The sequence below is a fragment of the Macrococcus brunensis genome (genome assembly GCF_022343725.1).
In the GTDB taxonomy this organism is placed as follows: domain Bacteria; phylum Bacillota; class Bacilli; order Staphylococcales; family Staphylococcaceae; genus Macrococcus; species Macrococcus brunensis.
Genome location: NZ_CP092179.1, coordinates 1,169,052 through 1,183,908 on the forward strand (window position 1 = coordinate 1,169,052; position 14,857 = coordinate 1,183,908).

Consider the following 14,857-nt stretch of genomic DNA (forward strand, 5'->3'; position numbering starts at 1 on the left):
CTCCGTTCGTTTATATAAGCGAATTTTATGAAATTCCTTTATATAAACGAATTATAGCATAAAATAACTATCAATCTATCGAACAAGAAGGAGTTAACTATGAAGTTTATTACACTGACAAAAGAACAATTCGGCACATTCTGCGATAAAACAGGCAGCCATTTCACACAGATGACAGTCAACTATGACGTCAAACAGGCAGAAGGTGCTGAAGTCCACCTAGTAGGAGTAGAGGAGAACGGTCAAGTTATTGCTGCATGTCTTTTGACTGCGATTCCTGTCATGAAAGTCTTCAAATATTTCTACACAAACCGTGGACCGGTAATGGACTATAACAACAAGGAACTGCTGCACTTCTTCTTTACAGAACTGAAGAAATATTTAAAACAACATAAAGCACTCTATGTCCGCGTCGATCCATATGTCGCTTATCAGAAGCGAGATCATGATGGCAACATCCTTGAAAAATATCCGACCGCTTCAGTCATCAATGAGATGGAAGCACTCGGCTATCAACATCAAGGCTATACAACAGGGATGAAAACCAATTTCCAGATACGCTGGCATTCAGTTCTTGACCTTGAAGGTAAAGATTCAAAGTCTGTCCTTAAGGATATGGACAGTCTGCGTAAGCGTAATATCAAGAAGGTTATCAAAAATGGTATTAAAGTTCGATACCTGACAGAAGATGAGATGCCTATCTTCAGACAGTTTATGGCAGACACAAGCTCAAAAAAAGAGTTCCAGGACCGCGACGACAGTTTCTATAAGCTGCGCCTGCGTCATTTTGGAGACAGAGCACTGATGCCGCTTGCTTATATTGACTTTACAGAGTATATTCCTCAGCTGGAAGAGGAAAAGCAGGGTGTTGAACGCAATCTTCAGAACGAGAATACACAGAAGAATGACAAGAAGAAAGCAGATCTTGAGAAACAGCTGGCAGCGATTGAAGATCGTCTGACAGAAGCGAAAGAACTGCAGTCTCAGCATGGAGATGAACTGCCTGTAGCGGCTGCATTCTACCTGATTAATCCATATGAAGTAGTCTATCTGGCTGGCGGAACAGCAAATGAATTCAGACACTTCGCAGGCTCTTATGCCATCCAGTGGAAAATGATCAACTATGCACTTGAACATGGTATCAATCGTTATAATTTCTACGGTATCAGCGGAGACTTCAGTGAAAATGCAGAGGATGCAGGCGTCATCAAGTTCAAGAAAGGTTTCAATGCTGACGTCATGGAATATATCGGCGACTTCGTACTGCCGGTCAATAAGCCGGTCTACCAGGCTTATCAGGCGATGAAGAAGATAAAAGGATAGTAGGGGGAAAGTTATGCAATTCACAGAACTGACTACAAAAGAATTCAAGACTTTTATGGCTGAGACACCATATATGAGCCACTACTTCCAGATGGCAGAAAATATCGCTAACAGGGAAGAAGAGAAAAGCCCGGTTGTCCTCCTGGGTGTTAAAGAGAACGATAAAGTGATTGCAGCAAGTCTGTTCTCTAAAATTCCGACATTCGGCAGCTATATGTACTATTCAAACCGAGGACCTGTTTTAGATACATTAAATACAGAGCTGATTCGCTTTTACTTCCAGTCACTTGATAAGTACTTAAAACAGCATCAGTGTCTATACGTCAAACTGGATCCATACTGGATTTATAGAACATATGATAAAGATGTTAAACCGAAAACAGAGGGCAATGATGACCTCATCAAGCTAATAGAGTCATTAGGCTATACGCATGGCGGTTTTACAAGGGGCTACAGTTATACACAAGTACGCTGGATGAGCGTGCTGTATCTGGAAGGTGAAACACCGGCATCTATCATGAAGCAGTTTGACAGCCAGCGTAAACGAAATGTCAAAAAGGCACAGAAATACGGTGTCAAAATCCGTCTGCTGGAAGAAAATGAGATTGACATCTTCCTGGATCTCTATAGAGAAACAGAAGAACGGGCAGGTTTTATTGCCCGTGACGACGACTATTTCAAACGATTTAAGAAACATTACGGTTCGAAAGCCATTATGCCACTTGCATATATTGATCTGGATGAACATATCGCAGATTTAAATGCAGAACAGCTTGAACTGGAAGCTAAGCATGACCAGCTGCTGTTAGCAGACAATAAGTCAGATAAACAGCTTAAGAAACTAGCTGACTTAGATGACCAGCTGAAAAAACTGCAGCAAAATATACTGGATATGAATGAACTGAAGAAAACTGACGGACAGATACTGAATCTAGCAGCCGGTATGTTTTTTGAGAATAATTATGAGATCAATTATTTTTCAGGCGGTTCAAGTCATAAATACAGCCAGTTTATGGGTCCATATGCCATGCACTGGTATATAATCAATTATTGTTTTGAACATCAATTTAGCCGTTATAATTTTTACGGCGTATCTGGCGATTTCACGGAATCTGGCGAAGATTATGGCGTTTATCGATTTAAACGCGGTTTCAATGCACAGATTGAAGAACTTGTCGGAGATTTTAATAAGACAATTAATAAACCGAAAGCTGTGCTTCATCAGGCGGCCATGAAAGCTGGCGGCGGTGCACGACGCATAAAACATATCATTAAAAAGAAATAATCACAAAAACCGTCATTAATTTATAATGACGGTTTTTGTGATTATTAAGAGAGATAGAAAGTCTCCTCTTATTTTTCATTATTCTAGTTTACATAATATATATTATAGGAAGTTATGTATAGGAGAGCATTTATGTTCTTATAAGTCCCTATCAACTACATATGAATATAATTGGTTACTTATAATGAACTTAAACCAAATGAGAACTATAGTTATAATTTTCATTGCCAGCTGTAATTTAACTTTTAATTGGATTCAACATCATGATTTCTTCTGACACAAGTTTCATAGCATGATTGAGAAAATCATATAGACAATCGGCAATACAAATAAATTAATCGCATTGATTATTGAACTGATTGAAACGATATACTCATATTCTTGTTTATTAGAATGATACATCCATAAACCGTATATCAGAATACATAACGATGTTGCTATAAAAATACCTATTCTGACAAATCCATTAAACCACGAATATGGATCATACGGAAATAACATTAAAAATATCAGCAGCAAATAGTTGGCGATATTTAAGCCTATCAGAGCCTTTTTCATTAAAACACCTCTTCCTGTATGTATAAGTGCTATTATGTTCTTAATAAAAATGGCAATCAACACATATACAGGAATTTTAAGGTTATTATTATAAGTTAGGAACTATTGCTAAATTAAAAAAACTAACCACCCTTTAAAAGGACAATTAGCGTTAATCTTTTGTACTAAATATAGGTAATACAATAGTCTTATAACTCGTTTTATTAACTAAATCATGACTAATAGCCAAAGTTGGTCTTTTATTACGTTGTTCATGACCTCTAGTTGGACTAAAGTCTAAAAAAATATATCACCTTGAAAGACCATTTTTACCAATCTAGTTCCTCTCCTTCAGAAATTCCCCAGTCCAGTTCAGTTGATCTAATACCATCATCTTTCCAACCAGCGAACATTTCATGAATATTATGAGGTTCATTTGTAATAGGCGTTAATATAATAGAATTATCAATGATTTAAGTTTTCTAATCTTTGAACCATCATCTGCACCAGCACTATCATATAGATGATAGCCATTAAAGGGGCATAGAAAGTCCACCAGGCGAATGATAAATCATGAAAATGATATCCCATCAGACTGCTGAGCTCAGGTAGTACAGGTTTTTCAATAATCTCACATGCCGGTCCATAACATACATCTGTTCCACCGAAGAAAATCTTAAAAAACGCAAGGTGTGAGATGACAATGAGTGTCTGAAATAATATTCTGAGAAATGTAATGAAATACTGGAGTGTCATATTTGGGACAATATGCTTCAAATAAATATGTATTTTACTAGGACTTAGGGTATAAGCGCTATCAATAAACTCCTTCTCAATAATCATTTCAGTAGATTCCTTAACAAGAGCTATAGTCGTCGGAATCATTAATAAAATGAGTATCACTATATGATAGACGACTCTGAATTGAGATGAGTTCTCAAATCCATCAATCGGTTCATAGAGAACAGGTCTTAAAAGTATATAAGCTAAAATTGACTGCGGAATATAGAAGAATGGATCAACTACTGCCTGAAAGAAAATACCGCTTCTTTTATTGAAAGCTAATAGTGTGCCAATAACTATTGCTATAATTAACGAAAGAAGCGCAATGATGATCAATAAGGCTAGTGTAATCCTGTAGCCTGATAAAACCTCATAGGCCATATGATTAGAACTTGAATCTACACCAAATATAGCCTGAAGACTTGGTGGAAACGGTGAGCTTGCTATAACGGTACCGTCACTATCATATAGAAAATCCGTTCTTTTTACTTTTCCATTCAGAATATCATAGTAAATGATTCCGATAATAGCTGGTATAACAAGCAGAATCAGATAGAAATAAATTCTCTTCATCATACCATCCTCCTGCCCGTTATATGATTCACAACATATTGAGTCATACCGAATAAAAGCGCAATTGGAATATAAAGCAGCATAAAGGTGATAAACAGAACGACCGGTGAGTTGTACTCAAATATAAAGACCGATACACCGAATATATTCATCACTCTCTCTAAAAATAGAAGACTCGATAAGGTGATCCAGACAATCTGTTTCAGATTAATCAGGTAACCCATCATCAGATTACGCATAATATGATTAGCAAACACTTGATGTTCATATAACCCTTTTGATCTAGCAAATTCCACGTATGTACTTACCTTCTCCGCTTCCATCAGCTTTTTTAATAATATGATGCTATTGACCGTAGGAATGACAAGTAAGACTATTACAGGAAAGATAATAGCCTTTGAGCTCTGACTCGTCGCAATTGCAAACAGCAGCGTTCCTGTATGCTGATAGATGAGAATGACAATAGTAATTGAAATAGGAATATAGAAGATATCAGGGACAACACTTAAAACATTATTCGTATGACTTAATAATCTATCAAAGAATGGAAATCTGTACATCAGATAGACTAAAAATAAAGATAGAAAAAAGGAAATTAGCATGGCTGAAAATAAAATAGTAAGTGTGTTGAACCACGGTTCGAGTATAAAAGGGAAAAGACTGTGCTCAACACCAGATTTTTGGTTGATAAATACAATCTGCTGAGGGTCTGATAAACTTTTTATCGTATAACGTATAGCAGATAAATAATTGTTGAAGCTGAAATGCTGAGATTTAAATAATGAAGGCAGACATGCTACAAGAAATAAGATTAATAAATTAATAAGAATTTTAAGTATCCCTTTCAAGTGTTCACTCCTCACTGAAATAATTATGATATAACTAATTTTATATAATATACCAAATATTCAGAAAATAAGGAATGAAAAATGAAACGTTAAATAAATTCTAACTTCAATTTTGTATCTGTTGCTTCAGCTATAGTTTCCAATGTTGACGATGTAGGATTCATTTCACCTGTCTCTATTCTTGAGATTGTTGATTGCGGCTTACCTATTAGTTGAGCCAGTTCTTTTTGCGTAAGCCCTTTTTGCTTTCTCAGATTAAGTAATGCTAAGGCAGCAGCAGTTTTAAATTCTTCTTCTCTGTAAATATCGGCACGTTCCGGCCTCTCCTCTATGCGTTTCCTGATAAGATTTTTAACATCACTCATTTTAAATCACCTCTATTGATAAAATATTGCTTCCTGATTTGTCTGCCTTTTTTATTTCCTTTAATGGAGTTGTTTGTGTTTTCTTGGTAAAACCATGCGTAATTACATACTGGTTCTGTTCTAAATGAAAGTAAACCGCTCTCTGCTGATTATTACCGCTTCTCGATCGTACCTCAAAAAGATAATCATCGAGTTTCTTAACATACTTTAGTCGTATGCTGTCATATATACCAATTTCCTCTATTACGTTCAAACGAGCAAGCAGGCTATCTAAATCCTTATCATTGAGAGAAAATAGGAACTCTTCAAATTGACATTTACCATTTACTTTTTATTTAAAAAAAGCCTCATATGCTTAATGAAGCAAATGGGGACTCTATTTCTTATTTATTTACCTGTAAATTCGTAAACCGCGATGGTTCCTGACATTTCATGGCTCGCCATCAGTAATGGCTTCTTCGTTGGTGATTCTTCTTTTGGAATGAATGTCAGACCTTCTGGTGAGATGTCTTTGTTGTCTTTTGATTTGAAGTAAGTTTCAAAGACCGGTTTTGTCGGATTATCCATGTTATAGACCATGATACCACCTGTACGCTCTAAACCGATGAAAGCATACTGATGTTTACCTACTTTACCGACTGTTACTGATTCTGCTTCAGGTCCTTTATCATCACTTCTATTGTCAAACTCGATTTTACCTGGTTCTTCCTGCTGGCTGTTGAAGGCATCAGGGAATGCTTTTGCTATGATTTTCTCGAAGTCATCTCCACTGTCGTAGACTTGCTTCATGGAATCCGCTTCTACTACTGAGAATGAACGGCCGCCAAACGTTACAACTGCATCATAAGTGCCGTCTGCATTCGTGAATGGGTTACTTGTAGATGTTTTCAGTCTGCCGAGTGATTTTTTGTCTTTTAAGATAGATGAATCGAATCCTTTGAAGTAATCACTTGCCGTATTATACTGGTCTGCAATATCAGCGACACGTGTCTCTTCAGAGAAACCTTTATAATCCTGTGTATCCCCTTCATTAGCTGTCAGCAGGTAAACGTGGCCTTTATAGTTCAGGTGGCTGATACCATCAGGCTGATACATACCGAATAACGGATAATTCTTCATGTTGATCTTATCATCTTTATCAGAGACATCAATTGTTGTTTTGTGATAGTCCTTATAACCAAGACCTTTTACAGAGACGAACTTCTTCTTCTTGATGTCGTAGGTAGCGACTGCATTTCGCTCCTGGATCGTGATATAAGCTAATTTATTGTTGTTATCAACCGTGATGTACTCAGGCTCAAGGTTGCGGAAGCTTTCTTCTGCATTACGGCCTAATTCACGAACGTCACTGCCAATCATTGAACGGTCAAAGTATGTCGTCGTTACATCAGACTGTTTAATGTGACCATTAGGCTTAGTGCGGATAACAGAGACAGATCCTTCTGGATTGACTGTATATTCGTCGTTTGGTTCTCCTTCATTTGCAACCACCAGATTATTACCATTCGGTGTAAAAGTCAGCATATCAGGCAGAGCCCCTACTTCTACCTGACCTTTGAACTTGCCGTTCATAGAAAGGAAGACAACATGGCCGTTATCTGTCTTATTTGCCGCCGGAACGCTTACTGCGATGTATTTATGTTGAGGATGGATAGCAACACTTGTAATATCTGAACCTTGTGCATTGAAGTCTTTTAATGCAACACGTTTCAATAATGGCATTTTCCCTTTAGTCAGCTTTGAAGCATCCAGAATATCAAGAGAATTCAGTGCACCGTTGATAGAATATGCACGCTTATATTTCTTATCATAAGCGACGATTTCAGTTCCGCTTTCACCGAATGATGTCTTTGAGTCGTAACGCGCGAGCTGGCTTACTTTTAATGAACTCTTTTCGCTATAGCTTGAAACTGAAGCGGCATCTGCATAAGGCGTTAACATGAGTGCTGCAAGTGTACCCGTAGAAAGAACTTTGACCAGTTTATTCATTTTCCATCCTCCAAATATGTATTTACTTCAGTGTATGGAAGTCTTGTAAAGATTCAGTGACTGGTATGTAAATTTTCCATTAAAAAAAGACATGCATGCATGTCTTAAAGCCCGTTCTCTTTCTCACGGCGGTTATATTTGTTTTCGAATTCTTCTCGTTCGAGATGACTCTCCCGTCTAAGCTTTCTTTGTCTGCGGCGATCTCTAGTCAGATACCAGAATAACAGACTCAGTATAAGAGAGATGACTGCAAGAAACGTTGCATAGCCTAGAAGCGGCTGGAACGTGATGTCAAAGAAATTCGGCAGAATGAATGCTGCGATTCCGAGCAGAACAAATGTCAGCACAGGCGCAAGTATAAAACGGTTGGTCAACAGACCGAAAATCATGGACAGTATCAGCATTCCGACAATCGAAATCAGAAGGAAGTTCGGTATAGCCGTGTAGCTGATGTCAGCGAGTATCAACATATGTACACCTCCTTATAGGGTATAACTATCTATACCCTTAATTCACTCTCTAAACATTGTCTCTAAGTGACCTGAAACTGTATAATGGATATCAGACAGAGAGGAGATGGAAATATTGACAACATTAAGAAGTGAAGTAAACATCGAAGAAACATGGGACCTTAGTCCCCTATTTGAAAATGATGCTGCTTTCTATAGCAATCTGAAGGAAACAGTGTCAAAAGTCCATGCATTTAGTCAACAGTACAAAGGGACTCTGAATAATTCAGAGACTGTTGAAGCGATGCTGAACGACTACGCTCAGATTACAGAGGCTATCGACCGACTAGGTAATTACGCCAGCCTGAACTTAAGCGTCGATCAGACCAATGCAGAAGCACAGAAACTGATAGGTCAGTTCGGTACAGCCTATGATGAGATGGCAAGTGCCCTGTCATTCATAGAATCAGAACTACTTGCTTTAGAAGCGGATAAACTTGAGGAAATTAAAAATAATTCTAAACAATATCAGCGTTATCTAGAGAAGCTTGTTAAAAGAAAACCACATCAGCTGCACCCAGAAGTTGAGAAAGCACTTGCTGCATTCTCATCTACATTTAGTGCACCATACGGTCTCTACGATACAACTAAGATGCTCGACATCGATTTTGGTACGTTCGAAGCTCACGGTAAAGAGATTCCGATGAACTACGTGTCATTTGAAGGTGAACTGGAAGTTGATGGCAACACAGAAGTCAGACGAAACGCTTTTCGCAAGTTCTCGGATACACTGAAGAAATATGAAAATACAACGGCTAAGACCTACAATATGACAGTACAGCAAGAAAAAACGGAATCTAAGCTTCGTGGCTATGACTCTGTTATCGATTTTCTCCTTGAAAGACAGGAAGTTTCACGTGAACTCTACAACCGTCAGATTGATTTAATCACGACGGAACTTGCACCCCATATGCGTCGTTACGCTAAATTACTGCAGAAGACGAATCATCTGGATACGATGAAGTTCGAGGATCTCAAGATATCACTCGACGAGACATATGAACCAGAGATTACTGTAGCTGAGTCTCAGGACTATATTAATAAGGCACTATCAATTATGGGTGAAGATTATATGCAGCTGGTAGATGATGCGTACAATAAAAGTTATATCGACTTCGTTCAGAACAAAGGGAAATCGACAGGTGCATTCTGTGCAAGTCCTTATTCAACGAATCCGTTCATCCTGATCTCATGGACTTCTAAGATGACAGAAGTCTTTGTCCTGGCTCATGAACTGGGCCATGCAGGACATTTCAATCTGGCAAACAAGCACCAGAATATCTTTGACGCAGAAAGTTCGCTGTACTTCGTAGAGGCGCCGAGTACAATGAACGAGATGCTCATGGCGAACTACTTGCTTAAAGAATCTGATGATCCTAAATTTAAGCGCTGGGTTATCGCGACCATCATCTCACGCACCTATTACCATAACTTCGTCACTCACCTGCTGGAAGCAGCTTATCAGCGTGAAGTCTATAACCAGGTTGATGCAGGCGAACAGCTGTCAGCACCTTTACTGAATGACATTAAAAAACAGGTCATTTCTGACTTCTGGGGAGAAACAGTAGAAATGACCGAGGGAGCTGAACTGACCTGGATGCGTCAGCCTCATTATTATATGGGCCTTTATCCATATACTTATTCTGCCGGACTGACAATTGCGACATTGATGGCTAAACGCATCAATGAAGAAGGACAGAGCGCTGTTCAGGACTGGATTGAAGTCTTAAAAGCAGGCGGCTCTAAAACACCTGTTGAGCTCGCCAAGATGGCTGGAATAGATTTAACGACTGATGCGCCGCTTAAAGAAACAATCGCTTATATCGGTTCATTAGTAGATGAACTCGAAAAGCTGACAGAAGAAATCGGCGAATAATAAAAAGGATTATCCATTACGGATAATCCTTTTTTATTGTCACTTTAGTTTAAACACTTATAATATAATAACTTATTAAATTACTATTGATTCCTTGATATGAAAGAAACCCCTCGCTATTAATATAGCGAGGGACCCTATTATATTTTCTTGATTTTATCTGTTTCAATCGTGATTCTTTTCTCTTTGTACAACTTTCCAATCGCACGTTTGAAACTACCTTTACTCATTTTGAAGACTTCGCGGATTGCTTCTGGATCTGATTTATCAGAGAACGGCAATTCACCATTATATTCATCCAGCATCGAAAGAATCATCTCACTGTCATCGTCCATGCGTTCATGAGCTAACGGCAGAAATGAACCATTTAGTTCACCATTTTCTTTATGACCAATGATACGGACTTCTACTTTTTCACCGAGTCTTGGCTCAGAACGTCGTTCGCTTTCATGAACAAAAATCTTATAGCCTTCTTTTGATAACAGAAACGTTCCGATTTTAAGCAGACGATATGGATAAGCTTCAATTGTGGTATGCAGTAGTTCTTCTTTAGCAGGTGTATATAATGACGTCACCATTGTCTCAGATGCCAGTCGAGCGTATATCTGGTCATTACGATCAACACGGAGCGTACAGAAGAGCTCGTCGCCGTTTTCCGGCCAGACTTCTTTCAGCTTAGGTAGATCTTCCCATGGGATGATGATTTCACGCGGCAGACCGATATCAACAGTCACACCATCTCTATCTTTTTTAATAACTTTTACCCAGTCGTATTTGTTGGTCGTGATGACCGGCATATTCTGAGTCGCAAACAAGTCACCTGTTCGACCGGGGTAGACGAAGAAGCTGTAGTCTTCACCTACTTCAAGTTCGTCGCCTTCTTCGATCTCAGAGGCATTCAGTTTCACTTCTTCATTATTCGGTCCTAGTAATCGGTAAGTCGATCCTTCCAGTCCCGCTACTTTCAGAAAGTCGATACTTCCTGATAAACGTTGTTCATTGTTCTCCATAAAAACTCCTTCAGTGCTTTTTGTTTATTATAACATCCATATAGAATAAAGTATAAGAAGCGGGTGAAAATATGTTATAATTTTGAACGGAAATAAATATTAAGGAGAATGTTATGTTACAAGTATCTAATGTCAGTCTTCGTTTCGGTGACCGTAAATTATTTGAAGACGTTAATATTAAATTCACGCCGGGCAACTGCTACGGTCTCATCGGTGCAAATGGTGCCGGCAAATCGACTTTCCTGAAAATCTTATCAGGCGAACTCGACTCTCAGACAGGGAATGTCTCTTTAGGTAAAGATGAACGTCTCTCAGTCTTAAAGCAGGATCACTTTGCGTACGAAAATGAACGTGTACTTGACGTCGTTCTTCGCGGTAATGAGAAACTGTGGAATGTCATGACAGAGAAAAATGAAATCTACATGAAGCCTGACTTCAGTGACGCGGACGGCATGCGTGCTGCTGAACTTGAAGGTGAATTCGGTGAAATGGGCGGCTGGACAGCTGAATCAGACGCTCAAGTTTTATTATCAGGCTTAGGTATAAAAGAAAAGCTCCATGACAAGCAGATGTCTGAACTTGAAAACAATCAAAAAATCAAAGTGTTACTCGCACAGGCTATCTTCGGTGAACCTGATGTTCTCTTACTCGATGAGCCTACCAATGGTCTCGATATCCCTGCCATCAGCTGGTTAGAAGATTTTCTGATCAACTTTGAGAACACAGTTATCGTTGTATCCCATGACCGTCACTTCTTAAACAACGTATGTACGCATATCGCTGACCTGGATTACGGCAAGATTAAAATCTACGTCGGTAACTATGACTTCTGGTATCAATCAAGCCAGCTTGCTCAGCAGATGTTACAGGACTCAAACAAGAAAAAAGAAGAGAAAATCAAGGAATTACAGGACTTCGTTGCTCGTTTCAGTGCAAACGCATCTAAATCAAAACAGGCGACAAGCCGTAAGAAAATGCTCGAGAAGATCGAACTGGATGATATCCAGCCTTCTTCACGTAAATATCCTTTCGTCAACTTCAAACCAGAACGTGAAATCGGTAACGACCTCCTTTCTGTACAAGGTCTTACTAAAACCGTTGATGGCGTAAAAGTACTGGATAATGTTTCATTCACAATGAACCCAAATGATAAAGCTGTCCTAGTCGGCGATTCAGAGATTGCGAAGACAACGCTGCTTAAAATCCTTGCAGGTGAACTGGAAGCAGATGAAGGTACTTACAAATGGGGTATCACAACGTCTCAAAGTTATCTGCCAAAAGATAACTCAGAGTTCTTTGAAGGTAAGAATGTTGACCTGGTGGAATGGTTACGTCAGTATGCCCCACCTGAAGAGCAGACAGAAACATTTTTACGTGGCTTCCTCGGTCGTATGCTCTTCTCTGGTGAAGAAGTACGTAAGAAAGCAACCGTTCTTTCAGGGGGAGAAAAAGTACGCTGTATGTTATCTAAGATGATGCTTTCGTCTGCGAACGTTCTTCTACTCGATGAACCGACAAACCACTTAGATTTAGAAAGTATTACAGCAGTCAATGATGGTTTAAAAGCATTCAAAGGATCTCTCATCTTTACTTCTTATGACTTTGAGTTCATTAATACCATCGCCAACCGCGTCATTGACTTAAATGTCCCTGGCGGTCTTTCAAAAGAAATTACTTATGAAGAATATCTTAAAGAACAAGGTGTTCTGAAATAATAGATGCCCTGCTTAGTGCAGGGTATTTTTTTATTATCGTTTTTATATTCCGCCGATTGTAAAATTAAGCTAGACAATTAATAAAGCCTTCTGTGCTAAACTCAATATGTATTTCCGTCCAAAGAAAACATAAGGAGTTAGCACAAATGGCCTATACACATCTTACCACGGATGAACTTGCGTTCATAGAATCATATTACCACCAGAAAATTTCGGTCAGTGAGATCTGCCGGAGAATTAAGCGTTCAAGACAGACCGTCTATAATGTAATTAATGCACTCAAAGCAGGTATATCTGCACTGGAATTCTATCAGAACTATAAGAAAAGAAAATCTCTTTGCGGAAGACGTAGAATCGTCCTTCCTAAGCATCAGATCAGTTATATTCAAAAAAGGATAGCCGACGGCTGGACACCTGACACCATCATAGGCAGAAATGAAGAACCTATCAGCTGTTCTGTCAAAACTCTGTACAGAATGTTCAGGGAAGATATTCTTCCTGTTCAATCACTTCCGATGAAAGGGAAAAGAAAACCTAACGGTCATCATGAGAAAAGAGGTCGTCAGACTTTCAAACGTCACATTTCAGAAAGAACAGTTGAATTTCCTGACTTTGATACAGAGTTCGGTCATCTTGAAGGAGATACGATTGTCGGGCGTCATCATGGCAGCGCAGTCATCACCCTTGTTGAACGCGTTTCTAAGATGATCATCACCCTACGACCGGAAGGCCGCAAGGCATCCGACATTGAAAAAGCATTAAACAGTATGTTCGCAGCTTTACCTTATCGTCTCTTTAAATCCATTACATTCGACTGCGGTAAAGAGTTTTCCAGCTGGAAGTCAATCAGTAACCAACACGATATATCTATCTTTTTTGCTGATCCAGGCACACCTTCGCAGCGTGGTCTTAATGAACATTCAAATGGTATGCTTAGAAGAAACGGTCTCGACAAAGATATGGATTTCAACACAGTTACAGATGATTATATTATTCAAGTTGCACATTCCCTCAATAATCGGCCAAGAAAATCTCTTGGTTACAGGACACCATTGGAAGTATTTATGAGTTTCATCGAAGATGAGAAGTTGTCTAGCTTATTTTGACAAACGAAATTCTCTATTGTGAATTATATTTTTTAATAATTTATTAAGTTTACATAATATATTTATATTAATTTTTAAAAGTTAAATAAAAAATAGAGCACCCCGGCATTAACCGGGGTGCTCTATTAACGTTCATCTATAATTATAAATTATAATTTAACAACGTTAGCTGCTTGTGGTCCGCGGTCGCCTTCAACGACTTCGAATTCCACTGCTTGGCCTTCTTCTAATGATTTGTAGCCTTCTTGATTGATCGCTGAGAAATGTACGAATACATCATTTTCTCCTTCGATTTCGATGAAGCCAAATCCTTTTTCTGCATTAAACCATTTAACTGTACCTTGTTTCATTATGAAACCTCCAACACTGAAAATTCAATATGCATTATTTGCATATTACAAAATAAATAACGCTTACTTACTTTGTAATATGCAGATAACGCTTACTGGTTGTTATCATTATAAAATAACACAAATGGTTATGCAATACAGTTTTTTGTAAAGTTTAGCGTTTACAATTTTACTTAATTGTAATAAATTTCTCCATTTCTTAAAGTGATTAAGCTGTAGAATATCTGCAGATCTTCTTCGCAATCTTCACAGTATTGCAGTTCACAGTTATTATAAAAAGCGTGTATTTGATATTTCCCTATTAGTTCGTTAGTAAACTTTTCTCGCATCAGTTTCAGACGCTCCTGATAGACTCTCTCAAACTTCTCTTCACTATCAGCTTGTTCCTGATGAATGATATGGTCCTGCCAACCTTCAAAAAGCCACCAGCCTTCATAATCTGCCCGTATGATGATGACTTCCCACATGCGAATCCCTTCTTTCATAAGTTCTACACTATTATGTGAGTATTCTGCAATATTTTCAAGCAATTGACTTAGCGATGCGATTTATTAGGAATTTCAGCATGAAATACATATAATTGAAATA

14 protein-coding genes and 1 pseudogene are annotated in these 14,857 nt (G+C 38.4%); 5 read left to right on the top strand and 10 right to left on the bottom strand.

The genetic code is table 11. The features are described 5' to 3' along the window. The first annotated feature begins 99 nt into the window (after window positions 1-99). The gene (locus MGG13_RS06055) at window positions 100-1,323 is read left to right on the top strand and encodes an aminoacyltransferase (RefSeq protein WP_133432320.1); all 1,224 of its coding nucleotides are present in this window, start codon (window positions 100-102) and stop codon (window positions 1,321-1,323) included. A gap of 13 nt (window positions 1,324-1,336) precedes the next feature. Next, entirely contained in the window at window positions 1,337-2,608 is a 1,272-nt protein-coding gene (locus tag MGG13_RS06060) for an aminoacyltransferase (RefSeq protein WP_239034313.1), read from the top strand. Between the two features lie 709 nt (window positions 2,609-3,317). Here MGG13_RS06060 and MGG13_RS11405 read toward each other — a convergent pair. The 7 genes and pseudogenes from MGG13_RS11405 to MGG13_RS06095 form a co-directional block, all read right to left on the bottom strand. Continuing rightward, entirely contained in the window at window positions 3,318-3,452 is a 135-nt protein-coding gene (locus MGG13_RS11405) for a type II toxin-antitoxin system PemK/MazF family toxin (protein ID WP_476703335.1), read from the bottom strand. A 158-nt stretch (window positions 3,453-3,610) separates the two neighbouring features. Further along, a complete protein-coding gene (locus MGG13_RS06070; protein WP_239034314.1) occupies window positions 3,611-4,501 on the bottom strand; it encodes an ABC transporter permease subunit in 891 nt (296 codons plus the stop codon). Then, window positions 4,501-5,061 (bottom strand): ABC transporter permease subunit, encoded by a 561-nt coding sequence (locus MGG13_RS06075; protein WP_239034315.1) that lies wholly within the window; start codon window positions 5,059-5,061, stop codon window positions 4,501-4,503. The genes MGG13_RS06070 and MGG13_RS06075 overlap by 1 nt, the downstream gene beginning before the upstream one ends. Window positions 5,062-5,438: 377 nt before the next feature. Beyond that, window positions 5,439-5,714, bottom strand: coding sequence for a helix-turn-helix domain-containing protein (locus MGG13_RS06080; RefSeq protein ID WP_239034316.1), 276 nt, complete (start codon window positions 5,712-5,714; stop codon window positions 5,439-5,441). A gap of 1 nt (window position 5,715) precedes the next feature. Further along, a pseudogene (locus MGG13_RS06085) lies at window positions 5,716-6,006 on the bottom strand (type II toxin-antitoxin system RelE/ParE family toxin); the annotation flags it as partial. Between the two features lie 95 nt (window positions 6,007-6,101). Further along, window positions 6,102-7,703, bottom strand: a complete 1,602-nt coding sequence (locus MGG13_RS06090; protein WP_239034318.1) for a choice-of-anchor I family protein — start codon at window positions 7,701-7,703, stop codon at window positions 6,102-6,104. Window positions 7,704-7,807: 104 nt separating this feature from the next. Next, entirely contained in the window at window positions 7,808-8,173 is a 366-nt protein-coding gene (locus MGG13_RS06095; RefSeq protein WP_239034319.1) for a hypothetical protein, read from the bottom strand. A 115-nt stretch (window positions 8,174-8,288) separates the two neighbouring features. Here MGG13_RS06095 and pepF point away from each other — a divergent pair, with 115 nt between their 5' ends. Continuing rightward, window positions 8,289-10,088 carry an oligoendopeptidase F gene (pepF, locus tag MGG13_RS06100; RefSeq protein ID WP_420827888.1) on the top strand — a complete coding sequence of 600 codons (1,800 nt, stop codon included), beginning with the start codon at window positions 8,289-8,291 and terminating at the stop codon, window positions 10,086-10,088. Between the two features lie 140 nt (window positions 10,089-10,228). On the opposite strand, the gene MGG13_RS06105 is transcribed toward pepF, so the two are convergent. Further along, window positions 10,229-11,098: a CvfB family protein gene (locus MGG13_RS06105; RefSeq protein ID WP_133432315.1), complete on the bottom strand. Its 870-nt coding sequence runs from the start codon at window positions 11,096-11,098 to the stop codon at window positions 10,229-10,231. 113 nt (window positions 11,099-11,211) lie between these two features. Between MGG13_RS06105 and MGG13_RS06110 the strand changes: the two genes are divergently transcribed. Continuing rightward, the gene (locus tag MGG13_RS06110) at window positions 11,212-12,813 is read left to right on the top strand and encodes an ABC-F family ATP-binding cassette domain-containing protein (protein ID WP_239034321.1); all 1,602 of its coding nucleotides are present in this window, start codon (window positions 11,212-11,214) and stop codon (window positions 12,811-12,813) included. 146 nt (window positions 12,814-12,959) lie between these two features. Then, a complete protein-coding gene (locus MGG13_RS06115) occupies window positions 12,960-13,919 on the top strand; it encodes an IS30 family transposase (protein WP_239034322.1) in 960 nt (319 codons plus the stop codon). 149 nt (window positions 13,920-14,068) lie between these two features. Here MGG13_RS06115 and cspA read toward each other — a convergent pair whose 3' ends face one another. Then, complete coding sequence (cspA, locus tag MGG13_RS06120; protein WP_016912585.1) at window positions 14,069-14,269, bottom strand: cold shock protein CspA; 201 nt, start codon at window positions 14,267-14,269, stop codon at window positions 14,069-14,071. A 173-nt stretch (window positions 14,270-14,442) separates the two neighbouring features. After that, the gene (locus MGG13_RS06125; protein WP_239034323.1) at window positions 14,443-14,736 is read right to left on the bottom strand and encodes a DUF1033 family protein; all 294 of its coding nucleotides are present in this window, start codon (window positions 14,734-14,736) and stop codon (window positions 14,443-14,445) included. Window positions 14,737-14,857: the final 121 nt, after the last annotated feature.